At 67.9% G+C, this 23,956-nt stretch carries 25 protein-coding genes; 10 read left to right on the plus strand and 15 right to left on the minus strand.

Going from position 1 to position 23,956, the window contains the following annotated elements:
* Positions 1 to 15 precede the first annotated feature (15 nt).
* The 3 genes from RTY13_RS04315 to RTY13_RS04325 all read left to right on the plus strand — a co-directional run bounded on the left by RTY13_RS04315 (position 16) and on the right by RTY13_RS04325 (position 2,048).
* Complete coding sequence (locus RTY13_RS04315) at positions 16 to 324, plus strand: GNAT family N-acetyltransferase (RefSeq protein ID WP_312781378.1); 309 nt, start codon at positions 16 to 18, stop codon at positions 322 to 324.
* A gap of 49 nt (positions 325 to 373) precedes the next feature.
* On the plus strand, positions 374 to 1,588 hold the full coding sequence (locus RTY13_RS04320; RefSeq protein ID WP_312781379.1) for an NAD(P)/FAD-dependent oxidoreductase: 1,215 nt from the start codon (positions 374 to 376) through the stop codon (positions 1,586 to 1,588).
* Between the two features lie 139 nt (positions 1,589 to 1,727).
* Positions 1,728 to 2,048: a zf-TFIIB domain-containing protein gene (locus RTY13_RS04325; RefSeq protein ID WP_312781380.1), complete on the plus strand. Its 321-nt coding sequence runs from the start codon at positions 1,728 to 1,730 to the stop codon at positions 2,046 to 2,048.
* Between the two features lie 4 nt (positions 2,049 to 2,052).
* Here the strand turns inward: RTY13_RS04325 and RTY13_RS04330 are convergent, their stop codons facing one another.
* Positions 2,053 to 3,765: a hypothetical protein gene (locus tag RTY13_RS04330; RefSeq protein ID WP_312781381.1), complete on the minus strand. Its 1,713-nt coding sequence runs from the start codon at positions 3,763 to 3,765 to the stop codon at positions 2,053 to 2,055.
* A 221-nt stretch (positions 3,766 to 3,986) separates the two neighbouring features.
* On the opposite strand from RTY13_RS04330, the gene RTY13_RS04335 reads away from it, so the two are divergent.
* From RTY13_RS04335 to RTY13_RS04355, 5 genes are all read left to right on the plus strand, one after another.
* A complete protein-coding gene (locus tag RTY13_RS04335) occupies positions 3,987 to 4,691 on the plus strand; it encodes a response regulator transcription factor (RefSeq protein WP_312781382.1) in 705 nt (234 codons plus the stop codon).
* Positions 4,660 to 6,270, plus strand: a complete 1,611-nt coding sequence (locus RTY13_RS04340) for a stimulus-sensing domain-containing protein (RefSeq protein WP_312781383.1) — start codon at positions 4,660 to 4,662, stop codon at positions 6,268 to 6,270. The genes RTY13_RS04335 and RTY13_RS04340 overlap by 32 nt, the downstream gene beginning before the upstream one ends.
* On the plus strand, positions 6,267 to 6,698 hold the full coding sequence (locus tag RTY13_RS04345; RefSeq protein WP_312781384.1) for a serine kinase: 432 nt from the start codon (positions 6,267 to 6,269) through the stop codon (positions 6,696 to 6,698). The genes RTY13_RS04340 and RTY13_RS04345 overlap by 4 nt, the downstream gene beginning before the upstream one ends.
* 108 nt (positions 6,699 to 6,806) lie before the next feature.
* On the plus strand, positions 6,807 to 7,211 hold the full coding sequence (locus tag RTY13_RS04350) for a PTS sugar transporter subunit IIA (RefSeq protein ID WP_312781385.1): 405 nt from the start codon (positions 6,807 to 6,809) through the stop codon (positions 7,209 to 7,211).
* A complete protein-coding gene (locus RTY13_RS04355; RefSeq protein WP_312781386.1) occupies positions 7,208 to 7,489 on the plus strand; it encodes an HPr family phosphocarrier protein in 282 nt (93 codons plus the stop codon). Before RTY13_RS04350 ends, RTY13_RS04355 begins: the two co-directional genes overlap by 4 nt.
* A gap of 27 nt (positions 7,490 to 7,516) precedes the next feature.
* Here RTY13_RS04355 and RTY13_RS04360 read toward each other — a convergent pair whose 3' ends face one another.
* The 13 genes from RTY13_RS04360 to mutM form a co-directional block, all read right to left on the minus strand.
* Positions 7,517 to 7,987, minus strand: a complete 471-nt coding sequence (locus tag RTY13_RS04360; protein WP_312781387.1) for a peptidase S1 — start codon at positions 7,985 to 7,987, stop codon at positions 7,517 to 7,519.
* Between the two features lie 204 nt (positions 7,988 to 8,191).
* On the minus strand, positions 8,192 to 10,621 hold the full coding sequence (gyrB, locus tag RTY13_RS04365) for a DNA topoisomerase (ATP-hydrolyzing) subunit B (protein ID WP_312781388.1): 2,430 nt from the start codon (positions 10,619 to 10,621) through the stop codon (positions 8,192 to 8,194).
* 291 nt (positions 10,622 to 10,912) lie between these two features.
* Complete coding sequence (gene recF, locus RTY13_RS04370; RefSeq protein ID WP_312781390.1) at positions 10,913 to 12,043, minus strand: DNA replication/repair protein RecF; 1,131 nt, start codon at positions 12,041 to 12,043, stop codon at positions 10,913 to 10,915.
* A 6-nt stretch (positions 12,044 to 12,049) separates the two neighbouring features.
* On the minus strand, positions 12,050 to 12,394 hold the full coding sequence (locus RTY13_RS04375) for a hypothetical protein (protein ID WP_312781392.1): 345 nt from the start codon (positions 12,392 to 12,394) through the stop codon (positions 12,050 to 12,052).
* Positions 12,378 to 12,875 (minus strand): Panacea domain-containing protein, encoded by a 498-nt coding sequence (locus RTY13_RS04380; RefSeq protein WP_312781394.1) that lies wholly within the window; start codon positions 12,873 to 12,875, stop codon positions 12,378 to 12,380. The genes RTY13_RS04375 and RTY13_RS04380 overlap by 17 nt, the downstream gene beginning before the upstream one ends.
* Before the next feature lie 91 nt (positions 12,876 to 12,966).
* The gene (dnaN, locus tag RTY13_RS04385; protein WP_292085086.1) at positions 12,967 to 14,085 is read right to left on the minus strand and encodes a DNA polymerase III subunit beta; all 1,119 of its coding nucleotides are present in this window, start codon (positions 14,083 to 14,085) and stop codon (positions 12,967 to 12,969) included.
* 173 nt (positions 14,086 to 14,258) lie between these two features.
* Entirely contained in the window at positions 14,259 to 15,722 is a 1,464-nt protein-coding gene (dnaA, locus tag RTY13_RS04390) for a chromosomal replication initiator protein DnaA (protein WP_409450274.1), read from the minus strand.
* Positions 15,723 to 16,224: 502 nt separating this feature from the next.
* Positions 16,225 to 16,494 (minus strand): 30S ribosomal protein S20, encoded by a 270-nt coding sequence (gene rpsT, locus RTY13_RS04395; protein ID WP_292085084.1) that lies wholly within the window; start codon positions 16,492 to 16,494, stop codon positions 16,225 to 16,227.
* A gap of 133 nt (positions 16,495 to 16,627) precedes the next feature.
* A complete protein-coding gene (locus tag RTY13_RS04400; RefSeq protein ID WP_312781398.1) occupies positions 16,628 to 17,413 on the minus strand; it encodes an enoyl-CoA hydratase in 786 nt (261 codons plus the stop codon).
* Positions 17,414 to 17,453: 40 nt separating this feature from the next.
* Entirely contained in the window at positions 17,454 to 17,672 is a 219-nt protein-coding gene (locus RTY13_RS04405) for a helix-turn-helix transcriptional regulator (protein WP_312781399.1), read from the minus strand.
* Positions 17,672 to 18,160, minus strand: coding sequence for a hypothetical protein (locus tag RTY13_RS04410; protein ID WP_312781400.1), 489 nt, complete (start codon positions 18,158 to 18,160; stop codon positions 17,672 to 17,674). Before RTY13_RS04410 ends, RTY13_RS04405 begins: the two co-directional genes overlap by 1 nt.
* Positions 18,161 to 18,190: 30 nt before the next feature.
* Entirely contained in the window at positions 18,191 to 18,655 is a 465-nt protein-coding gene (locus tag RTY13_RS04415; protein ID WP_292085080.1) for a hypothetical protein, read from the minus strand.
* Between the two features lie 96 nt (positions 18,656 to 18,751).
* On the minus strand, positions 18,752 to 19,615 hold the full coding sequence (mutM, locus tag RTY13_RS04420) for a bifunctional DNA-formamidopyrimidine glycosylase/DNA-(apurinic or apyrimidinic site) lyase (protein ID WP_312781401.1): 864 nt from the start codon (positions 19,613 to 19,615) through the stop codon (positions 18,752 to 18,754).
* A gap of 283 nt (positions 19,616 to 19,898) precedes the next feature.
* Here mutM and RTY13_RS04425 point away from each other — a divergent pair, with 283 nt between their 5' ends.
* Positions 19,899 to 21,947: an OPT family oligopeptide transporter gene (locus tag RTY13_RS04425; protein ID WP_312781402.1), complete on the plus strand. Its 2,049-nt coding sequence runs from the start codon at positions 19,899 to 19,901 to the stop codon at positions 21,945 to 21,947.
* On the opposite strand, the gene RTY13_RS04430 is transcribed toward RTY13_RS04425, so the two are convergent.
* On the minus strand, positions 21,944 to 22,813 hold the full coding sequence (locus RTY13_RS04430) for a LysR substrate-binding domain-containing protein (RefSeq protein ID WP_312781403.1): 870 nt from the start codon (positions 22,811 to 22,813) through the stop codon (positions 21,944 to 21,946). The genes RTY13_RS04425 and RTY13_RS04430 overlap by 4 nt on opposite strands.
* 83 nt (positions 22,814 to 22,896) lie before the next feature.
* Here RTY13_RS04430 and RTY13_RS04435 point away from each other — a divergent pair, with 83 nt between their 5' ends.
* The gene (locus RTY13_RS04435) at positions 22,897 to 23,955 is read left to right on the plus strand and encodes a putative sulfate exporter family transporter (RefSeq protein ID WP_312781404.1); all 1,059 of its coding nucleotides are present in this window, start codon (positions 22,897 to 22,899) and stop codon (positions 23,953 to 23,955) included.
* Position 23,956: the final 1 nt, after the last annotated feature.

Consider the following 23,956-nt stretch of genomic DNA (forward strand, 5'->3'; position numbering starts at 1 on the left):
ATGAAGGACGCCGACATGAGCCTGGACCCCGAGATCCGCGACAACGCCGAAGCCAAGCGTTACGAGCTGACCGTCGACGGCCAGACGGCCGTGGTCATCTACAACCCCGTCGCGGGCGGGCTGCTGATCACCGAGACCATCGTGCCGATCCCGCTGGAAGGGCGCGGCATCGCCAGCCGCATGGCCAAGCACGTGCTGACCGACCTGAGGGAACGCGGCCTGGTCATCCTGCCGACCTGCCCCTTCTTCGCCGGCTACCTGAAGAAGCATCCGGAATACGCCGACCTGGTGCATCCGGGCTATCGGGCGGCGCTGGGCCTGTAAGAAGGCCTGCAAGGTCGCTTCATCGCCTCGCGCCTGCTAGGGCGGGGCGATGAAGTCTTCAGATCTCGACGTCCTGATCGTCGGCGCCGGCGCGGCCGGCATGATGTGCGCCATCGAGGCGGGCAAGCGCGGCCGCCGGGTGCGGGTGATCGACCACGCCCGCGCGCCCGGCGAGAAGATCCGCATCTCCGGCGGCGGCCGCTGCAACTTCACCAACCTGGGGACCAGCGGCGCCAACTTCCTGAGCGAGAACCCGCGCTTCGCCCTGTCGGCCCTGAAGCGGTTCACCCAGCACGACTTCCTCAAGATGGTCGAGCGCCACGACATCGCCTGGCACGAAAAGACCCTGGGCCAGCTGTTCTGCGACGACAGCGCCAAACAGATCATCCGCATGCTGACGGATGAGATGAAGGCGGCGGGCGTCACCCTGTCTCTGGACCTCGGCGTGAAGACCATCGCCCGCGACGGCCAGCGCTTCACCGTCGATCTGGACGACGGGACGCGCGTTTCGGCGGCCTCGCTGGTGGTGGCCACCGGCGGCAAGTCGATCCCCAAGATGGGCGCGACCGGCTGGGGCTATGAGATCGCGCGCCAGTTCGACCTGCGGGTGACGGAAACCCGGCCCGCGCTCGTTCCCCTGACCTTCGAGCCGGGCCTGCTGGAACAGTTGAAACCCCTGGCGGGCGTGGCCGTGGACGCCGTGGTCAAGGCGCTTCCGGCCTCAAGCAGCCCGAAGGGCGATAGGCCCCAATTCAAAGAAGCCATGCTGTTCACCCATCGCGGCCTGTCGGGGCCGTCGATCCTGCAGATCAGCTCCTACTGGCGCGAGGGCGAGGCCATCACGGTCAACATGGCCCCCGGCGAGGACGTCGCCGCCCGGCTGCTGGCCGCCAAGACCGAGAACGGCAAGCAGGCAGTGCATACAGCGCTCGGCCACGTGATCCCGCGCCGCCTGGCCGAGGTCGTCTGCGCCCGCGAGGGTCTGGCCGGCAAGCTGGCCGAGGTCGGCGACAAGAAGCTGCGAGCCATGGCCGAAACGGTCAATGCCTGGACCGTCAAGCCGGTCGGCTCCGAGGGCTATCGCACCGCCGAGGTGACCCTGGGCGGGGTCGACACCGCCGCCCTGGACCAGCAGACCATGGAGGCCAAGACCGTGCCCGGCCTCTTCTTCATCGGCGAGGTGGTGGACGTCACCGGCTGGCTGGGCGGCTACAACTTCCAATGGGCCTGGTCGTCGGGTTGGGCCGCGGGCCAGAACTGCTGATGGGCGGCTGAGCCTGCGGCGTCTGCGCACGTTGTGGGGCGGCCGGACCATCCCTAGCTTTCTCCTCAGCGGGACGGGCCCCTCTGGCGGCGCTTCGGCGACGCGATGTCGGACCGCATCATTCGAGGACGAGAACCCCATGCCCCTATTGATGTGCCCCAACGACAGCGCCGCCATGCAGACCCTGGATCGCAACGGCGTCCAGTTCGACATGTGCCCGACCTGCCGCGGCGTCTGGCTGGATCGCGGCGAGCTGGAAAAGCTGATGGCCAGCGCCGCCGAGGAAGGCCGCGCCACGGCCCCTCAGCCGACCTATCAGCAGCCCGCCCCCCAGCCCTGGAGCGGCCAGCCGCAAGGCTATCGCGAGCCGCCGCGCTACAAGGACGACCGCCACCGCGACGACGATTACCACTACCGCAAGAAAAAGAAGCGGATGGACATCTTCGACATCTTCGACTGAGGCTTCAGGCCGCCAGGCCGACCGCCTTCATCAGGGGGCGCAAGGCCTGCACCGTCTCGGGCGCCGCACCCAGGGCGGTGCGCACCTCGGGCGCGCGGAACAGCTTGATCGCCTCGGCCTTGGCCCGATCGGCGACAGGGCCGGTCGGACCGGTCTCTGCGGCCGCCAGTCGCAGCAGGGCCGCGAGCTTCTGCGGCGGCGCCACGGGCGCGCGGACGATCTGGGCCGTCAGCCGGGCGTCGGCTTCGACCGAGCCCCCCACTGCCCCCAGAGCCGCAACGATGGCGTCGCGATCCCGATCCGAAAGCGCCGCCTTGCTCACCGCGCGCTGCAGGCCGCTCAGCGACAGAAGCTTCTGCCCCGGCGTCTGGCCCGAGGCTCGCATTTCGGTCTCGAATCGCAGGGAGGTGACGCAGGCGTCCAGCCAGCGCGCGGCGGCCCGCTTGTTTGCGCCGCCGGTGACGTTCTCGCACAGCCGCGCCAGCCGCTCGACCTCGCACAGGACATTGGGACAGCCGCGCACATAGGCGGCCACGAAGTCGGCGGTGACCAGGCTCTTGGAGCGTTCGACGAAGGCGATCTGAACCTCCTCCAGCGTCAGCAACCGCCCGGCCGTGGCCGTCAGGGTCATGGCCAGGGCGCGCAGGATGTCGATCTCGCCCTCGGGATCACCGGGCCGCAGGCGACGCTGGCTCATCAGTTCACGCACCACCATCCGCGCCAGGGCCGCGGCCAGAAGCGGAAACTCGCCCGCCGCCAGACGCTCGCCCAGGCGGGCCGGCCCGCCTTCGACCGGGGGGATCAGGATCGCCAGCCTGGGATCGTGCGCGACCAGGGCGGCGATCTCGCGCGGCGCCACCATGCGCACCACCGCCGCCAGGCTGGAGCCCTGATCCAGGGCCGGGCCGACGATCTGGGCCAGGCTGTGCCGCGAGGCCAGCAGTTCGCACAGGATCTGCTCGACCGGCACCAGAACCAGGGCGCGCGGCGGGCCGTCAGCCGGTGCGCGATCGCACAGGTCCATCAGGCGGTCCAGCCGTGCGCGCGCGCTGTTCAGGCCCTTCAAGGCTCCGGCGATGACCCCGCCCATGATGAAGGCGCGATCGGGCGAGCCGTTCAGCCGATGGGCCACATCCGCGACCGAACGCTCCGCCAGACTCGGAAACTGCTTGCGCCGTCCCGCCTGCAGCAGACGCTCGATCGCCTGCTCGCCCAGCCGTTGATGATGACGCACCAGATCATGCACAGGCTGGCCCGTATGCTGGGCCTCGGGCACGGCCACCTTCTGGATGGCGTGCTGCAGTTCGACCCCGGTCGCTTCAAGCCGCTCGGCCAGGTCCGGCCGGTGCAGCAGCTCAAAGGCCGTGGCCCCCTGCCGGTTCAACCAGTCCTCCAGCACCCGCCCGATCAGGTCGCGGGCGTGGGGCGCATAGAGGTCCTGCACCCCGCGACAACTGGGGCCGCGGCTGTCCTCGCGCACCGGCGCCTTGCGCTTCACCTCGGGCGCGCCGCGCGTCAGGACGACGACGCTGGCGAATTCCATGGTGTCCGGGTCCAGCGTCTCCTTGGTCACGCGCACGGCGCAGGCCTGACCGTCGCGCAGCAGGTCCTCGGCCGTCTCGATCGCCGTCTTGCGGTCCTCGGTCGCCATCGACAGCGACCAGGACGCCGGCGGCGTCTTGCGAATATAGATCTCGTAGTGAACCGGACCGGCCATGGCGTCTTTCGCGTATTATGGCCGCCATCCTGATCTCCTAGGCTTTAAGGCCAGGTTTCGCCTTTTCACCGCCAAGGTTGAAAGACAGGCTCTGGCGAACCATTTGCTGTGGCCGTAATGTCACCATGATGGAATAGAACGGTTACGCTTGTCGCGCGTTGAGCAATCGACCCGCGACGGATGATCGAACGACCGCCGCCGCCCGCACTCAGGAGAAGCCCTTGGCCAACATCACTCTGGTCGACGACGACGAGAACATCGTCGCCTCCGTGTCCCTGGCCCTCGAAAGCCACGGCCATAAGATCACGGCCTATCACGACGGCGCCTCGGGCCTGGAAGCGCTGGAGACCACGCCCCCGGATCTGGCCATCCTGGACGTGAAGATGCCGCGCATGGACGGGATGGAGGTGCTGCGCCGCCTGCGTCAGACCTCGCAGATTCCGGTCATCATGCTGACGTCCAAGGACGAGGAGATCGACGAGATCCTCGGCTTCAACCTCGGCGCCGACGACTACATCCACAAGCCCTTCAGCCAGCGCCTGCTGATCGAGCGGGTCAAGGCCCTGCTGCGCCGCACCGGCGCCGACGGCGGCGAAGTCGAGACGGCCGCCGAGGCCGCCGGCAAGGCCATCAAGCGCGGCAAGCTGTCGATGGACCCGGCGCGCCACGAGAGCACCTGGGACGGTCGTCCGGTCAAGCTGACGGTCACTGAGTTCCTGCTGCTTCAGGCCCTGGCCCAGCGCCCCGGCTTCGTGAAGAGCCGCGACAGCCTGATGGACGCCGCCTACGACGATCAGGTCTATGTCGACGACCGCACCATCGACAGCCACGTCAAGCGCATGCGCAAGAAGTTCCGGGTGGTCGATCCCGAGTTCGACGCGATCGAGACCCTGTATGGCGTCGGCTACCGCTACCGCGAGAGCTGAGACCGAGGACGCCCGTCCGCGGCGCCGCTTCCGCTTCGGCGGATCGCGCCTCGGCGGCTTCATTCTCGCGCTCAACCTGCTCAGCCTGCTGATCCTCTTCGGCGGGGCCCTGGCCCTGAACGAATGGCAGCGCGGCCTGATCGAGGCGCGCCAGGAATCCCTGTCGTCCCAGGCCGAGCTTCTGGCCAATGTCCTGGGCGAACTGGGCATCACCCGCGGCGAGCCCTATCCGGTGCTGGACCCCGGATCGGCGGGGCTGTGGCTGAGAGACAACTTCATTCCCGAAGGCCAGCGCGCCCGCCTCTACGACCAGGACGGCCTGCTGGTGTCCGACAGCTATGCGGTCACCGACGCCATTCCCGGCGCCCCCTTGCCGCCCGCCAATCCCGCCGGCACCGCCCTGGCTCCGACCCAGGCCTCGCCTCGCGAGGAAGCCCGCCAGACACGCGCCAACACCGAACTGTCGGCCGAGGTCGAGCGCGCCCTGCAGGGCGCGCCCCAGGCCGGGGTGCGTCGCAACGAGGACGGCGACCGGGTCGTCTCCGTCTCCCTGCCGGTACGTCACGTCCAGCAGGTTCTTGGGGTCCTGACGCTGGAAGCCGGCGACGTGGACGAAACCCTGGCGGCCCAGCGCCGGGCCCTGACCCCCTTCGCCCTGGTGGCCCTGGCCGTGAACCTGCTGTCGGCCCTCGTGCTGCACATGTTCGTGGCTCGACCGGTCATGCGTCTGTCGGCGGCGGCGGATCAGGTGCGGCTGCAGCGCGCCCGCGCCATCTCCCTGCCGGACCTTGAGGATCGCAAGGACGAGATCGGCGACCTGGCCCGCGCCCTGGAATCCATGACCGACACCCTGTCGACGCGCATGGACGCCATCGAACGCTTCGCCGCCGACGTCAGTCACGAGATCAAGAACCCCCTGACCTCGATCCGCTCGGCGCTGGAGACCCTGCCCCTGGTCAAGACCGACGAACAGAGAGGACGGCTGACCAACCTGCTGCAACAGGACGTGCGGCGACTGGACCGGCTGATCACCGACATCTCCAACGCCTCGCGCCTGGACGCCGAGCTGTCGCGCGACCGGCCGCGCATCATCGACCTCAACGAACTGCTGGGCGACATCATCGCCGTCTATGACGGCGGCCAGAAGCCGGGCGAGGCCGGGGTCCGCTTCGCCTCGACCGCCGAGGCCGCCAAGGTCCTGGGCCGCGACATCCCCCTGGGCCAGGTGTTCCGCAACCTGATCGACAACGCCCGCTCCTTCAGCCCCGCCGACGGCGAGGTCCGCGTCCGGCTCGAACGCGACGACAGCCGGCCCGACCTGCCCCTGCGCATCCGCGTCGAGGACGACGGCCCCGGCATTCCGCCGGAAAACCTCGAGACGGTGTTCGAGCGCTTCTACACCTCCCGGCCCAAGGGCACGGCCTTCGGCGCCAACTCGGGCCTGGGCCTGTCCATCGTGCGTCAGATCATCGACGCCCATGGCGGCCGCGTTCACGCCGAAAACCGGTTCAACGAGGCCGGCGCCGTCGTCGGCGCCCGCTTCGAAGTCCTTCTGCCTCTGGCCGGACGCCGCCCATGACCGAACCGATGCAACCCATCCACGCCACGGCCGTGGCCCGCCACACGCCCGATGGCTGGTGCGGTGCCCTGATCCAGGGGCCGTCCGGCGTCGGCAAGAGCGATCTGGCCCTGCGCCTGATCGGTCAGGGCTGGCGGCTGGTCGCCGACGACTGGACCCATCTGTGGGCCTCGGGCGGCGCCCTCTACGGCATGGCGCCGGCCACGATAGCGGGCCGGATCGAGGTGCGGGGCCTGGGCATCGTCGGCTTGCCCGTCCAGCCCCTCGCTCGCATCGTCCTGGCGATCCAATGCACCCACGAGACGATCGAGCGACTGCCCGAAGCCGCCGCCTGGAGCTGGAACGGGGTGGCGATTCCCCAGCTTCGCCTGGATCCGCGTCCCGCCTCGGCGGGTCAGGTGGTCGCAACTGCGCTGGCGGCTCTTTGAACCGGCGCGCGATTGGCCTATGAAGGCCGGCTTGCAGATCAGTCCGGGCGCTCCACAAGCGCCCGCTGAGAGCAGAAGCGCGGGGCGTATTGTCTTGGTGAAGCCTTCATGATCGGGCTGGTGATCGTCACCCACGGGGGACTGGCCTCGGAATTCCTGGCGGCGATGGAGCACGTGGTCGGCCCTCAACGGGGCGTGGCCGCCATCTGCATCGGCCCCGAAGACGACATGGAGCGGCGCCGCCGCGACATCGTCGACGCCGCCGCGGCCGTCAACGACGGCGACGGCGTCATCCTGCTGACCGACATGTTCGGCGGCACGCCCTCCAACCTGGCCATTTCCGTGATGGAGCAGACCCACGCCGAGGTCATCGCCGGCCTGAATCTGCCCATGCTGATCAAGCTGGCCAGCGTGCGCGTTCGCGAAGACCTTGAGACCTGCGTCGCCCATGCGCAGGACGCCGGGCGCAAGTACATCTCGGTCGCCTCCTGGGTTCTGTCGGGGGAAAAATGAGCGGCGCGCCTGTCCAAACCACCGTCAACATCTGCAACCAGCGCGGCCTGCACGCCCGCGCCTCGGCCAAGTTCGTCAAGCTGGCGTCCAGCTTTGAATCCGAAATCCGGGTCACCCGCGACGGGGTGACGGTGGACGCCCGCTCCATCATGGGTCTGCTGATGCTGGGCGCCGGCATCGGCTGCGGCGTCGAGATCGAGGCCGAGGGCGTCGATGCGACCGAAGCCGTCGAGGCTCTCACCGATCTGGTCGCCCGTAAGTTCGACGAGGACCAGTAGGGTCCTCGCCGCCTTGCCTTGGCCGCTTCAGGGTGTCTCGGTGATCAGCAGGGTGGCGTTGGCCGTTCCGCCGCCAAAGGTGCCGATCCAGACGTCATAGGTGCCCGTCCGCGGCTTGTCGAAACGCACCTGGGCGTCACCGTCGCCATAGCTGTCGTCGTCGCAGGACCAGCTTCCGTCCGGGCCATTGATGATCAGGGTCGTATCCACCGACGAGCGGGTGCGGAACACCAAGGGCAGCCGCCCCGCCTCATAGGTCACCTCGAAATCCGGCGCGTCGGCGACATTGCCGACGCAGGCCGCCGGAAGCGGCGTGTCCTTGTAGGCGTCGATCGAGCCGCCCGCCGTCACCGACACCCGATAGGGGTCAGGCGTGAAGCCCGCCCTCAAGACGATCTCGCCATAGGTGGCGGTCTTGCTGGAATCCTGGGCCAGAGCCCCCGGCGAAGCCGACACAAGCGCCAGCGCCGCCGCGCCCGCGAACACCACATTCCTCATGAATTTCTCCCGCCCCAGCCCCGGGGCATTCAGCGAACCTTGTTAGTGGTGCGCCGCACCCCGTCATGCGTCAAGGCGCCGCAAGCAGAACACGAAAAAGTCACAATTCGACCAGAGTCGCCGCGCGGCAAGGTCACGCCTCCCCATACGAAAACGGGCCGCCCGAAAAGGGCGACCCGTCGTCATGTCGGATGCGATCCGCCGTCAGACGTCGACGGCGGCGTCCAGGGCGTTGTCCTGGATGAACTCGCGGCGGGGTTCCACCACATCGCCCATCAGCTTGGCGAACAGGTCGTCGGCGTCGTCGCCGTGCTCGACCTTGACCTGCAGCAGGGTGCGGGCGTTGACGTCCAGGGTCGTCTCCCACAGCTGCTCGGGGTTCATCTCACCCAGACCCTTGTAGCGCTGGATGGCCATGCCCTTCTTGCCGGCGTCCAGCACGGCGTTCAGCAGGTCCAGCGGCCCGCGGATCGTCGTGGTCTTGTCCTTGCGACGATAGACGGCGGGCTGGTCGAACAGGCCCTCGAAGGTGGCGGCGCGTTCGGCCAGACGGCGGGCGTCCAGCGAGCGGCCCAGTTGTTCGTCCAGGACGATGGTCTCGCTGACGGCGCGGCGGACGCGGCTGAACACCACCCCGCCCTGCTCGGCGCGGTCGCCCGACCAGGGACCGTCGCCTTCCTCGGCATAGAGGTTCAGGCGCGTCGCGGCGTTGGCGGCGCGCGTCTCCAGCTCGCCGGCGCTCTCGGTGAACAGGCCGGCCAGGGCGCCCTGCTCGATGGCGAAGGCGGGGGCGCGGGCGGCCAGACGGTCGACCAGGGCCTTGAAGGCCTTGGCCTCGCGCACCAGGGCCTGCAGGTCCAGACCCATGCGGCGCTCGCCGGTCGACAGGTCCAGCTCGGCGTCGGCACAGCCTTCCTCGATCAGGTAGGCGTCCATCTCCGCCTGGTCCTTGACGTAGCGGTGCTGCTTGCCCTTCGACACCTTATAGAGCGGCGGCTGGGCGATATAGACATGGCCCCGTTCGATCAGCTCCGGCATCTGACGATAGAAGAAGGTCAGCAGCAGGGTGCGGATGTGGGCGCCGTCGACGTCGGCGTCGGCCATCAGGATGATCTTGTGATAGCGCAGCTTGTCGGCGTTGAAGTCGTCGCGGCCGATGCCGGTGCCGAGCGCCAGAATGAGCGTGCCGATCAGGTCCGACGACAGCATCCGGTCGAAACGCGCGCGCTCGACGTTCAGGATCTTGCCGCGCAGGGGCAGGACGGCCTGGTTCTCGCGGTTGCGCGCCTGCTTGGCCGAACCGCCTGCGGAATCGCCCTCGACGATGAAGAGTTCGGACTTGGCCGGATCGCGTTCCTGACAGTCGGCCAGCTTGCCGGGCAGGCTGCTGATTTCCAGCGCCGACTTGCGACGCGTCAGGTCGCGCGCCTTGCGGGCGGCTTCACGCGCCGAGGCGGCCTCGATGATCTTGGACACGATCATCTTGGCTTCGACCGGGTGCTCCTCGAACCAGGTGCCCAGGCCTTCCGAGCACAGACTCTCGACGGCCGGACGCACCTCGGAGGACACCAGCTTGTCCTTGGTCTGCGAGCTGAACTTGGGGTCCGGCACCTTGACCGACAGGACGCAGGTCAGGCCCTCGCGGGCGTCCTCGCCGGTCGGCGCGACCTTCTCCTTCTTGGCCAGGCCCGAGCTCTCGATATAGCTGCCCATGACGCGGGTCAGGCTGGCGCGGAAGGCCGACAGGTGGGTGCCCCCATCCCGCTGCGGGATGTTGTTGGTGAAGCACAGCATGGTCTCGTGGTAGCTGTCGTTCCACCACAGGGCCAGGTCCAGCTCGATGCCGTCCTTCTGGCCGCGAATGACGATGACGTCCTTCAGGATCGGGGTCTTGGACTTGTCGAGGTGGCGCACGAAGGCTTCGACGCCGCCCTCGTAGTGCAGCATGATCTCGATCGGCTCAGGCCCGCGATGATCCGACAGCTTGATGACCACGCCCGAGTTCAGGAAGGCCAGCTCGCGCAGGCGGTGCTCCAGCGTCTTCAGGTCGAAGTCGATGTGGCTGAAGGTCGTGACCGACGGATAGAAGGTGACCTCGGTGCCGGTCAGCAGACGGCCCTTGTCCTCGCGCATCGGCGCGTCGCCGATGACCGCCAGCGCGCGCACGGTCTCGCCGCGCTCGAAGCGGACGCTGTGTTTCTTGCCCTCGCGATAGATGACCAGCTCCAGCCAGTCGGACAGGGCGTTGACCACGGACACGCCCACGCCGTGCAGACCGCCGGACACCTTGTAGGAGTTCTGGTCGAACTTACCGCCGGCGTGCAACTGGGTCATGATGACCTCGGCGGCGGAAACGCCTTCCTCGGCGTGGATGGCGGTGGGGATGCCCCGCCCGTTGTCGGTCACGGTGACCGAACCGTCCTCGTTCAGGGTGACCGTCACCAGGTCGGCGTGACCGGCCAGGGCCTCGTCGATGGCGTTGTCCACCACCTCATAGACCATGTGGTGCAGGCCCGAGCCGTCGTCGGTGTCGCCGATATACATGCCCGGGCGCTTGCGCACCGCGTCCAAGCCTTTGAGAACCTTAATGGAATCGGCGCCGTATTCCGGCGAAGTCTCGGTCTGGTCGGTCATGAAAACGTCGGCTCAGGGTCCGCAAACGGACAGGGAAAAGACGGCCCTCGGACCATCCGCGTCAGGTCGCAATTCACCGCGCCCCGACACCGATAACATATAGGAAATTCGACGGGAAAAGCGAGCCTTTAGCCCCCTCTCCCTCCCCTTCATGGGGAGGGTGGTCGCGCAGCGACCGGGTGGGGAGGGCCAGGCTGATGATCCGCAGCGCCTGAACGACCAAAGCGCCCCCACCCGACCTCGGCTGCGCCTCGGCCACCCTCCCCATGAAGGGGAGGGAGAGGCCGCGCCTCAGCCCGCCAGAAGCGCCCCGCCCTCCACCGAAACGAACTGCGCCCGCCCCTCCAGGGCGGCGAACAGGCTGCGCTCGGTGCCGGTCATGAAGGCCTGCAACTGCAGGGCCTCGATCTCGTCGAACAGGGCGGCGCGACGCGCTTCGTCCAGATGGGCCGGGGCCTCGTCCAGCAGCAGGACCGGCTGCGCCTTCTGCCCGGCGAGCCGCCCGACCTGGGCCAGGATCAGGTTCAGCACCAGGGCCTTCTGCTCGCCCGACGAGCCCTCGGCGGCGGGTCGGTTCTTCTCACGGTGCAGGGCCGTCAGGTCCGAGCGGTGCGGCCCGAACAGGCTGCGCCCGGCCGCCGCGTCGCGACCCCGCGCCCGCATGAAGCCCTCGCCCAGCATGCCCAGAATGTCCGCCTCGTCCGCTCCCGTCGCCGCCATCTCCTCGGCCGGGCCGGTCAGACCCAGGTCGGCCTGGGGGAAGGGCCGGTCGTCGCGCGCGTCGATGCCGGCCTGCAGGGCCGCCAGCGCCCGCGTCCGCGCCACCGCCGCCCGCGCCCCGGCTTCCGACAGCCGCGCCTCCAGCGCGTCCAGCCACAGGGGGTCGGCGGGCCTGCCCTCCGCACCGTCGGTCAGCAGCCGCAGCCGCTCCCTCAGGGCCTTTTCATAGGTCGAGACCGTGGCCGCATGATCGGGATCGGCCGCAAACACCAGCCGGTCGAAGAAGCGTAAGCGCGCCGCCCGCGCGTCGGAAAACAGCCGGTCCTGCTCGGGCGCGGCCCAGACCGGGCGCAGGTGATCCAGCAGCCGCCCGGGCGGAGCCGTCTCGCCGTCGATGCGGACGATGCGCCGCGTGGCGCCCGGCGTCTGCACCCCGGTGCCCAGACGGACTTCTTCGCCGTCCTCGTCCAGCGTGACCATGACGGCCCAGGCCCGCCCCACGGCCTCGCCCGGCTCGCGCCGCCCCATCTCCTGCGCCGTCGCCCCGCGCAGCCCCTTGCCGGGGGTCAGCAGGCTGATCGCCTCCAGCAGATTGGTCTTGCCCGCCCCGTTCGGCCCATGCAGCACCACGGCCCCGCCGGAAACCGGCAGGCTGGCGCTCGCATAGGAACGGAAGTCGGTGAGGGCGAGGGAGCGGATCACTACAGGCTAGGAACGCCTGCGAGCAGACCCGCCTTTAGGGAACAAGAAATTTCCAACAAGCAACCCGAAGCCAAAGACCGATGCAGTGGTTGTGGTTATGACAGCTATAAACTCAGCTTTATCAAGCCCCATACCCAAGCCCAACCCCTTCAATGTGAACTGGGCCATTGTGAGCACGATAAGGAAACCAACCCACGCCTGCATAATGCCGTAGGAAATCTCTGAAAACCGATGCCTATGATCAAGAATTTGGCGGTGTTCTTCACCCTCTAGCTGGCGAGCATGAGCTTCCGCCAACCGCACACTCTCATCAGTGACCTCTACTGTCCCGACATCAACCTGAAGCGCCAATTTGCTCGACCTTCTTGGTGTAGACGGACTTGATCAACTCAAAGGGAATTTGGCGCTTGTCGGCATGACCGACCTTCTTCACAAGAATTCCCCAAGGCTCAGACGCGGCGTGGGTAGCCTCAACCAGCCAAGCATCAGACTTGGCTTTGTAGATATCCCAAACCGGCCTCAGCTCTTCGGCAAGTTCCGAAGGAAGCTCTGGCTCAACTAGATCGAAGGCCTCCCAATCCATCGCGGTCGCGCGATGTGTAATCGGAGACGCCCCAGCATCCTTAAATTCAAGATAGACTTCTCGAACGACCGGACCGAATTGCCAAGCCTCGATGTCTTCAGAAAAGAGCTCTTCACCCTTGTTCCCAGCATACCAAGCGTAGCAAAAATAGATAAGCTTCTGAAGCTTAAGCTGGCGAATGGGCCGCCCCTCAGCCTTAGCTTGGTCTAATAGGAAGTTCGCCACTGCTAGGGCGGATGTAACAGCCACTCTGCCCTCCATGGGTTGGGATGCAGAACCCATGTTCCGCATCCGTTCCCCTTAACATGGTTTGACAGCTTTGGGAATCAATGGCCGCTAACTACACCCGTAGCGGCATCAGCACGTACTGCACGCCCACGTCGGCCGGATCGAGCACCAGGGTCGGGCTGGCCGGGTCGGCGAATTTGAAGTGGGCGGTCTCGCCGGTGATCTGACCGGCGACGTCCAGCAGATAGCGGGCATTGAAGCCGATTTCGAACGGCTCCTCGGAATAGCCGATCTCGACCTCTTCCTCGGCCTGGCCGGCTTCCATGTTGCGGACGGTCAGCTTCACCCGGTCGTTGTCGAAGGCCAGTTTCACCGAGCGGCTCTTTTCCGCCGAGATGGTGGCCACGCGGTCGACGGCCTTGGCGAACAGGGCGTTGTCGATGTCGGCCTGCTTGTCGTTGCCCTTGGGAATGACGCGCAGATAGTCGGGGAAGGCGCCGTCGATGACCTTGGAGGTCAGGCTGGCGTGGCCGAACTCGAAGCGGATCTTCTGGGCCGAGACCTGGATCTCGACCGAACCGGCGCCGTCGTCCAGCAGGCGGCGGACCTGATCCACGGTCTTGCGCGGCACGATGACGCCGGGGCCGCCCGCCGCGCCTTCCGGCGCCGGGGTCTCGGCCAGGGCCAGACGGTGACCGTCGGTGGCCACGGCGCGCAGCAGGGGAATGCCGCCGTCCGACACCGTGTGCAGATAGAGGCCGTTCAGATAATAGCGCGTCTCTTCGGTCGAGACGGCGAAGCGGGTCTTGTCGATCAGACGCGCCAGGTCTTCCTTGGGCAGGCTGTAGCGTGCGCCCGATGTTTCCGTGGACATGACCGGGAAGTCGCCCGCCGGCAGGACCGGCAGGTTGAAGCGCGAGCGCCCGGCCGAGATCACCAGACGCGGATCATCGCCCGAATAGGTCAGCGAGACCTCGGCGCCGTCCGGCAGCTTCTTGACGATTTCATACAGGGTGTGGGCCGGGGCCGTAATCTGGCCCTCGACGTTCACCTGGGCCTCGGCCTCATCGACCATCTCCATGTCCAGGTCGGTGGCGGCGAAGGACAGGCGGTCGCGCCCGGCGCTCAGCAGCACGTTCGACAGGATCGGAATGGTGTTGCGGCGCTCGACCACGCTCTGAACGTGCCCGAGGGCTTTCAGGAGCGCGGAACGTTCGATGGTCAGCTGCATGTGGTCTCGCCCGGGCCGCGACGCCTTCATCAGCGTCGCCGTAAGGATGGGCTGGAACACTAGCGCATTGAGCGGCGGGGGCAACGGGGGGCCGACATCCTGCGACGTCTGCCCCCGCTATCCACAGGCACGCGGTGGTGCTTTAGACGCGCCGCTTGCGCGCTGCTTCCCTTTTAGCCGCGCAGCTTGCGCGTCAGGGCTTCCACGTCGCGGGCGATCTGCTCTTCCTTGGGCATCAGCTCCTCGATCTTGCGCACGCCGTGCAGGACGGTCGTGTGATCGCGCCCGCCGAAGCGACGGCCGATGTCGGGATAAGAGCGGGTCGTGTGCTGCTTGCACAGATACATGGCGATCTGGCGCGGGCGGGCGATGGCGCGGGTGCGACGCTCGCTCAGCAGATCGGCCTGCTTCAGGTTGAAGTGGTCGGCGACCGTCTTCTGGATCTCGTCCACCGTGATGCGGCGCTCGGGCCCGCCGCGCAGGGCGACGCCCAGCAGGCTCTGGGCCTCGTCCACGGTCAGGGCCGACAGACGCGCGCCGGCGACGGCGGCCAGGGTGTTCACCGCGCCTTCCAGCTCGCGCATCGAGCCGGGGGTGCGGTCCACCAGATGCTCCAGCACCTCGGCGCGGGCCTCGCCCGAGACGACGCCCAGCTTGGCCAGGGCGCTCAGGCGCGACTGGGCCACGGCGACCTTCAGGCTGCGGTCGGCGGCTTCGACCGGGCAGGTCAGGCCGGCGGCCAGATGGCTGCGCAGGCGCGGCTCGACGTCGCTCAGGGCGGTCGGGGCGCGGTCGGCCGACAGGACGATGCGTTTGCCGTCCTCGATCAGCGAGGTCAGGGTGTTGAGCAGTTCTTCCTGGGTCGAGGTCTTGCCGCCGACGAACTGGACATCGTCCAGCAGCAGCATGTCGGCCGAGCGCAGGCTTTCCTTGAAGGCCGCGGTCGAGCGGTCCTGCATGGCGCGCACGAAGGTCGAGAGGAAGCGTTCGGCGGTCAGATAGACCACCTTGGCGTCGGGACGCAGGCGTTGCGCCTCCCAGGCGATGGCGTTCAGCAGGTGGGTCTTGCCGTAGCCGTAGGGGCCGCAGAAGAAGACCGGGTTGAAATGGCCGTCAGCCCAGCTGGCGACCTGCTTGGCGATGGCCAGGGCGAAGGCGTTGCCTTGACCTTCCACGAAGCTGTCGAAGGTCAGACGTTCCTGCAGGCCGGCCGCGCGCACGGCGCGGGCGCCGTCGGTCGAGGGGGCGAAGGTCGAGGCGTTGAGGGCGGACACCGGAGCCGGCGCGACCACGCCGCCGACCGAGGCCAGGCGCGGGGCCTCGCCGGCGGGGAAGGCGGTGGCCGGGGCGGGCGAGCCCACCTCGGCGCGGCAACGCACGTCCAGACGGCGCGACAGGCCGTCCAGGCCCAGCCACAGCTCGTTCATGCGACGCAGGGCGTTCTTGCGCACCCAGTCGCGCGCATAGGCGGTCGGCGTGACCAGGATCAGATTGCCGTTCGCATCCAGTCGCACAGCCGAGGGCGCGATATAGCTGCTGAAGGGCCCGTCGCCGATCTCGGCCTTCAGGCGGCCAGCCGCCTCGGTCCAGATACGGTCAGGATCCGTCATGCCCGTCATTAGTGCGCCCCCGATCATTCTCAGACACCCGCCAGAGTTAAGTTTAGTCCACCGAACGAACGCCCTTCGAAGCGGTCCAGTCCGGGACGACTTCTCCTGTCCCGCGAAGCCAGGCTTCGCGAGTGGGGTCGTACTCACAGACAGACATCTCCCGCCGAGGGAAACCTTTGATTTCCCTCGCCTTCATCCAGATTGGATGGAAGTGCGTTACCCCTCGAACTTACGCACAGCGGAGCGGAGATCAACGCTGATTCGAGTCGAGATTCGCACTTAAATTGTTTGACTCCGGCAAACCTCGGCAGCGCTTGGGAAAATGGCGATTTCGCCCCATTCCCTAACGCTGGATTCCATAAAAATCCGCAGTGGACTTAGAAGCGAACAGCAAGACGGCGAGGGAGCTTGCACTTCCTCGCCGTTGAAATCGTTAGATTTTCTTGCGACAACCCCGTTACGGGTCGTCCGAACGCGTTAGATGACGTCGTTTGACAAAGACGTGAAAGCCCGTCCGACGTCGCCTAAATCAGGCGGCCGACAGCTTCTTCAGCTGGGCGGCCAGGCGCGAAACCTTGCGCGAGCCGGTGTTCTTGTGAACCACGCCCTTCGACACGGCGCGCATCAGTTCCGACTGGGCCGTGATGAAGGCGCCCTTGGCGGCTTCAACGTCGCCGCCGGCCAGGGCTTCCTGGAACTTGCGGAGGTAGGTGCGAACGCGCGTACGGCGGGCCTTGTTCACTTCGGTCCGCGCTTCGATCTTGCGGATCGCCTTGCGGGCGCCTGCATTGTTGGCCATCGGGTAAAAACCTTCGAACGAAAACGCCGCGAACCCACGTCCACGGCGAGGAAATCTCAAGAGCGGGCGACTATAGCGGAAAGGCTCCGGCCGGTCAACGCGACCCGGCCGGAATTGAATCAGAGCCTGGGTTTCAGCGCCCCGTGAAGGCCGGTTTGCGCTTCTCGACGAAGGCCGCCATCCCCTCCTTCTGGTCCTCGAAAGCGAACAGGGAGTGGAACAGGCGGCGCTCGAACACCACCCCTTGTGTCAGGGTCGTCTCGAAGGCGGCGTTGACCAGCTCCTTGTTGGCCATGACGGCCAGGATCGACTGGCCGGCGATCTTGGCCGCCGCCGCCCGCGCCTCGTCCAGCAGGACATCGGCCGCCACCACGCGCGACACCAGGCCCGAACGCTCGGCCTCGGCCGCATCCATCATCCGGCCTGTCAGGCACATGTCCATCGCCTTGGCCTTGCCCACGGCGCGGGTCAGGCGCTGCGAGCCGCCGATGCCGGGCGCCACCCCCAGGTTGATCTCGGGCTGGCCGAACTTCGCCGTCTCGGAGGCGATGATGAAGTCGCACAGCATGGCCAGCTCGCAGCCGCCGCCGAGCGCATAGCCCGACACGGCCGCGATGATCGGCTTGCGGAAGCTCGCCACCCGATCATGGGCGCGAGCGAAGAAGTTGCCGCGATACATGTCGGCATAGGCCTGGTCCGCCATCTCCTTGATGTCGGCCCCGGCCGCGAAGGCCTTCACCGAGCCGGTCAGGACCACGCAGCGCACGCTGTCGTCGTCAGCCACGCTCTCGAGGAAGTCGCCCAGCTCGCCGGTCAGGGTGGTGTTCAGCGCGTTCAGCGCCTCGGGCCGGTTCAGGGTGACGACTGCATAGCCGTCGGCGTGGCGTTCGATCAGCAGGGTGGAATAGGCGTCGGCCATCAGGCGCTCCTCTATACTCGTTGCCCCGAGGTCTAGCGCCTCAGCCCTCCCACTGGAACACCTCGCCGATCTCGACGCCGAAGACCTGGGCGATGCGGAAGGCGGCCTCCAGGCTGGGCGAGTACTTGCCCTGTTCCATGGCCACGATGGTCTGACGCGTCATGCCGATGCGCGCGGCGAGGTCGGCCTGGGTCATCTCATTGGCGTGGAAACGCAGTTCGCGGATGCGGTTCTTTATAGGCGGCGGCGTCTTGCCCATCACCGGCCCCGCTTCAGCAGGGCCAGGGACAGGACCCAGCGCGCCAGCTCCGACAGCATGATGCAGCCCAGCACCGCATTGGCGACCAGCACCAGGCCGTTGCCGGGGATCATCCACCGCGCCAGCCCCTCGGGCTTCACGCTGCCCCAGAAACCGATGCCATAGGCGACCGCCGAAACCGTGACCAGCAGACCGATCAGCAGCATCAGCGAGACATGGCTGGCCTGCAGCGTCGCCAGCCCCTCGCGCTCGTCGCGCGCCCGGCGCTCGGCCTTCGAGGTGGTCAGCATGGCCAGGGCCGTCAGCCCAGCCTCCAGCACCACCACCGCGATCAGGCCCAGAATAAACAGCCCGCCCATGTCGGCGGCGAAGTCGGCCTGCTTCAGCCCCCCGGCCAGCACCCGCTCGGCAAACTTCCAGCCATAGGCGCCCCAGACCGCCAGCCCGGCGATGATGGCCACCCATAGATGCTTCTCGCGAAAACTCATGTCGCCCTCCTCATCTTGCGTGTCACGACCTCAGCCGACCCGGCGCAGCAGGGTGATCAGGGTCGCGTGGCGCACCACCTCCGACAGGGCCAGGGCGAAGATCACCCCGTTGGCCGCCAGCAGCATGGCCGCCGCCAGGGGCTCCGCACCCAGCAGATCGGGATGCTTGCGGGCATAGACATAGGCGAAGGCCGCCAGCCCGCCGAGCACGGCGCTCATGGTCAGAAAGGCCGCCTGACTGGCCTTCAGGGCCACGCCCTGCTCGCGCTCATCGACCACGGACCGCTCGGCCTTCGAGGTGCTGACCGCCGCCAGGATGGAAAAACCCACATGGGCCGCGACACTGAAGCCGATGCAGACCCCCATGGTCCACAGCACCAGATCCTGCGTCAGCAGGCCGTCGGCCGCCCGCAGCCCCAGCCTCACAAAATAGAAGCTCCACACCGCCGAAGTGGTCAGCAGCACGCCCCACGACAGTTTTTCCCTGAACGACATTGCGCCCTCTCCTTGATCCCAAGCGATGAGGTGATGTCGCATGACGCAGACATAATGTCTATTATTTTTTACATCACGTCGGATTTTTCAGACACATCACTTCTTCTGGCAGACCGGACAGAAGAAGGTCGAGCGCCCGCCCTGAACGATGCGCCTGATCGTGCCGCCGCACCCTTCCGTCCGGCACGGCGCGCCCTCGCGGCCATAGACGTCGAAGCGATGCTGGAAGTAGCCCTGCCCGCCCTCGACGTTGGCGAAGTCCTTCAGGGTCGAGCCCCCCGCCGCGATGGCGTCCGCCAGCACGTTCCTGACCTCGGTCGCCAGCCGCTCCAGCCTGGGCCGGCTGACCTTGCCCGCCGCCGTCAGCGGCGAGATGCGCGCCCGATAAAGCGCCTCGCACACATAGATATTGCCCAGCCCCGCCACATTCCTCTGATCCAGAAGGCTGACCTTGATGTTCTGCGCCTTGCCCGCGAAGGCCTCGGCCAGATGGGCGGCGGAAAAGCCGTTGCCCAGCGGCTCCGGTCCCAGCCCGGCGAACCAGGCGTGTCCCTCGACGCCCTCGCTCGGGATCAGCCCCATGAAGCCGAAGCGCCGCGCGTCGGCATAGCCCAGCCGCGTCAGCACCCCGCCGCGATCGGCCGTCAGGCTCATGTGCTCATGCTTGCCGACGACGGGCGCATCCCTCTCGAACACTCCCGGCGCAGCGCCCTCCAGGGTGAACCGCCCCGTCATGCCCAGATGCGTCACCCAGGTCTCGCCGGTCGACAGCGGGAACAGCAGATACTTGGCCCGCCGATTCAGCCGCAGCACCGTCGCACCGTCCAGCCGTTCCACGAAGCGGTCGGGAAAGGGAAAGCGCAGGTCCGGCCGGTTCTGCCGCGCCGCCGTCAGCCGCGCCCCCTCCAGCACCGGCTCCAGACCACGCCGCACGGTTTCGACTTCGGGCAATTCAGGCATGGGAGAAGAGGTAGTCGGTCGCGCCCCCCGAGAGAAGAGGACGCCGCCCCCTCTCCCTCCCTTCATGGGGAGGGTGGCTGAGCCTGAAAGGCGAAGCCGGGTGGGGGCGCTTCAGTAAATCAGGCGCTGCGCTCCATATCTCCACGCCCTCCCCACCCGGTCGCTGACGCGACCACCCTCCCCATGCAGGGGAGGGAGATACCGTGCCTTCATTCCCCCGCGCCCCGTTGTCACGGCCGCGCTTTCGGGCTTACCTCCGCCGCGACAACGGAAAGAACCCCGCATGACAGACAGACCCGCCGGAACCGGCAAACGCATAGAATTGACCATCCGCGCCCTGATCCTGGGCTGCTTGCTGGCGGCGGTGTTTACGGCGGCCAACACCTATCTGGGGCTGAAGGTCGGCCTGACCTTCGCCTCAGCCATCCCGGCGGCGGTCATCTCCATGGCCCTGCTGCGCGCCTTCAAGGGTTCGACCATCTGGGAGAACATGACGGTCCAGACCGTCGCCTCGGTCGGCGGCGCCATGAGCTCCATCATCTTCGTCCTGCCCGGTCTGGTCATGATCGGCTGGTGGATGAACTTCCCCTTCTGGGAGTCGGTGGCCATCTGCGTGCTCGGCGGGGTGCTGGGCGTGACCTTCTCCATTCCGCTGCGCCGCACGCTCGTGGTCCAGGGCGGTCTGCCCTATCCCGAGGGCGTCGCCGCCGCCGAGGTTCTGAAGGTCGGTTCGCCGGGCGCCGATGAATCCGCCGAAGCCGTGCGCGAGAACCGCTCGGGCCTGTTCGTGGTGATCGGCAGCGCCATCGCCTCGGCCTTCTTCGCCTTCCTCGCCTCGGCCCGCGTCTTCGCCGCCGAGACCACCGCCTTCGCGCGCCTGCCCGCCGCGCTCGGCGGCGGCGCCACCGGCGTCGGCTTCTCCATGCAGTTCGCCCTTCTGGGCGCCGGTCACCTGATCGGTCTGGCCGTCGGCCTGACCCAGCTGTTCGGCCTGATCCTGGCCTGGCTGATCTTCGTCCCCATCCTGACCTCGCCCGAGTTCGTCGCCTGGGCCGCCGCTCACGGCGTGCCCTCGATCGCCGCCAGCCTGCCCGCCGGCGCGCCCGCCGAGGAACTGGCCATGACCGTCTGGGCCAAGGAAGTCCGCTTCATCGGCGCCGGCGTCATCGGCGTGGCCGCCCTGTGGACCCTGGCCAAGCTGGCCGCTCCCCTGGTCGCCGGCCTGACCTCGGCCATCGCCGCCCAGACCAGGCGCGCTCACGGCGAGGTTCTGGACCGCACCGAACAGGACATCCCGATCAAGATCGTCGGCCTGCTGTCGGTCGCCGCCCTGGTCGGCATCGCCGTCCTGCTGGCGATCTTCGCCCAGGGCACGGCCCTGGCCGGTTCGGCCCCCCTGCTGGTCGTCGGCGGCCTGATCTATGTCGTGGTCATCGGCTTCGCCGTGGCCGCCATCTGCGGCTACATGGCCGGCCTGATCGGCTCGTCCAACAGCCCCGTTTCGGGCGTCGGCATCCTGGCCATCATCATCGCCTCCCTGCTGATGCTGGGCGTCATGGCCGTGGCCGGCGTGCCCGCCGATCCCTCGATCATCGCTTTCGCCCTGATCGTCACCGCCGTGGTCTTCGCCGTGGCCGTCATCTCCAACGACAACCTGCAGGACCTCAAGACCGGCCAGCTGGTCGAGGCCACGCCCTGGCGTCAACAGACGGCCCTGCTGGTCGGCGTGGTCGCCGGCGCCCTGGTCATCCCCTTCGTGCTGGACATGATGAACCAGGCCTTCGGCTTCGAAGGCGGTCCGCCCGCCATCGTCGAAGGCTCGCAAACCCTGGCCGCGCCCCAGGCCACCCTGATCTCGGCCCTGGCCAAGGGCGTCATCAGCGGCGAGCTGCGCTGGGACCTGATCGGCATCGGCGCCGTGGTCGGCGTTCTTGTCATCATTCTCGACGTCATTCTGCGCGGCGCGACCAAGGACAAGGTCAAGCTGCCGCCCCTGGCCGCCGGCATCGGGGTCTATCTGCCCGCCGCCGTCACCACCATGCTGGTCGTCGGCGCCGTCTGCGGCTGGGCCTATGACAAGTGGATCGCCACGACCCGTTTCGCCGACGTGGGCCGCCGCATGGGCGTCCTGCTGGCTTCGGGTCTGATCGTCGGCGAAAGCCTGTTCGGCGTCTTCACCGCCGCCGTCATCGTCAGCAGCCGCAACGAAGCGCCCTTCGCGCTTCTGCCCAAGGATGCGGCATGGCCCGCCATGTGGGCCGGTCTGATCGCCTTCGCGGTCCTCACCGGCGCTCTCTATTCCTGGATCCGCAGCCGCTCGGCCAAGGTCTAAAGGGCGGAAGCGAAAGCTTCCGCAGCCCGGCTCGGCCGCCGTTCGCGGTGGCGCAGCAGATGAAACGGCCGCTCGGGCAGATCGAGCGGCAGACGAACCAGCCGCCCCGCCTCGATCAGGGGCTGGGCGGCCAGTTCCGAAATCGCCGTGACCAGCCCCCCCGCCGCCACCGCCGACAGGATGGCCTCGTTGGACGGCAGGGTCAGGACGGCCCGCAAGCCCGCCGCAACGCCGCGCGGCAGCGCCGCCTCGAACTCGCTGCGGGTCCCCGACCCCTCTTCGCGCAACACCCAGTCCAGCGCCTTCAGCTCAACCGTCGACAGGGGTTCAGCCCGCCCCGCCAGCGGATGCCCCGGCGCCGCCACCACCGCCAGCCGATCGGCGTCGATCCGCACCTTCTCGACCCGCGACGCCTCGAACGCCCCCTCGATCAGGCCCAGCTCCGCCTCCCCCGCCAGCACCGCCTCGACCACCCGGTGCGTATTGCCGATCGACAGGTGCAGCTGGATTTCCGGGTGGGCCCGCGCAAAGGCGGCCATGCGCGGCGGCAGCCAGTAGGCGGCGATGGTCTGGCTGGCGAACAGCCGCACCGCGCCGCGCTTCAGCCCGGCCAGATCGTCCAGCGCCTGCTCCGCCGCCTCGGCCTGGGCCAGGACGGCCCGCGCCTCAGGCAGGAAGGCCGCCCCCGCCGCGTTCAGCGCCAGCCCCCGCCCGACCCGGTCGAACAGCTGCGTCCCGTGCCGCGCCTCCAGCGCCGCCACCGCCGCGCTGACCGCCGACTGGGTCAGGTTCAGCGCTTCCGCCGCCCGCGTCATATGCAGACGCTCGGCCACGGCGACGAAAATGCGGAGCTGTTCCAGGGTCATGGCCAATTAATCGTTTTTATCGATTGTTAAATCCAGAACTATCCGTTGGAACGATCAGAGGTCGGAGCAGATGATGCAGGGCCATGACGACCGCCCATCATCCCGTCCATGCCCACGCTGGTCAGTCCGCCCCCCTGCGCGGCCTGTCCCGTCTGCTGCCCGGCGTCCTGCTGAGCGCCGGGGTCGGCGCGGTCGCCTTCGGCCTGCAACTGATCGAGACCTCGCTGTTCGGCCATCCCTGGGTCGAGGGCCTGGTCATCGCCATCCTGATGGGCGCGGGCATGCGTCTGTTCTGGACCCCGTCCAGCGTCTGGACGCCGGGCGTGCAGTTCAGCGCCAAGACCCTGCTGGAGGTCGCCGTGGCCCTGCTGGGCGCGACGGTGTCCGGCGCCGCCGTCATGGCGCTCGGCCCCGTCATGCTTCTGGCCATCGTCGGCGTGGTCGTCCTGGCCATCCTTGGCGGCTACGCCCTGGGTCGAGCCTTCGGCCTGCCGCCCGCCATGGCGCTGCTGGTGGCCTGCGGCAACGCCATCTGCGGCAACTCGGCCATCGCCGCCGTCGCCCCGGTCATCGAGGCCGAGGGCGAGGACGTGGCCGCCGCCATCGGCTTCACCGCCGTCCTGGGCATCGCCGTGGTCCTGCTGGTCCCGGTCGTCGGCGCGTTGGCGGGCTTTGACGCCACCAAGGTCGGCGTCCTGGCCGGCCTCACCGTCTATGCCGTGCCCCAGGTTCTGGCCGCCGCCGCCCCCGCCGGACTGCTGGCCGTCCAGACCGGCGCCGTGGTCAAACTGGTCCGCGTCCTGATGCTGGGTCCGGTCTGCCTGGTCCTAGGCCTGATGCGCTCTGGAAAAGTCGAGGGCGCCAAGCGGCCCAAGCTGCAGCACATGGCCCCCTGGTTCATCCTCGTCTTCCTGATCCTGATGGGCCTGCGCTCGGCGGGTCTGATCCCCGAGGTCGTCCTGCCGCCGCTTCAGGCCGGGGTGACGTCGATGACCCTGATCGCCATGGCGGCCCTGGGCCTGATGGTCGATCCGCGCGCCGTCGTCCGCGCCGGCCCGCGCGTGGCCGCCGTGGCCGCCCTGTCGGCCCTGCTGATCGGCGCGCTTGCGCTGGCGACGATCGTGCTCATTTTGCCCGGCTGAC

The sequence above is a fragment of the Brevundimonas sp. genome, from assembly GCF_032055285.1.
In the GTDB taxonomy this organism is placed as follows: domain Bacteria; phylum Pseudomonadota; class Alphaproteobacteria; order Caulobacterales; family Caulobacteraceae; genus Brevundimonas.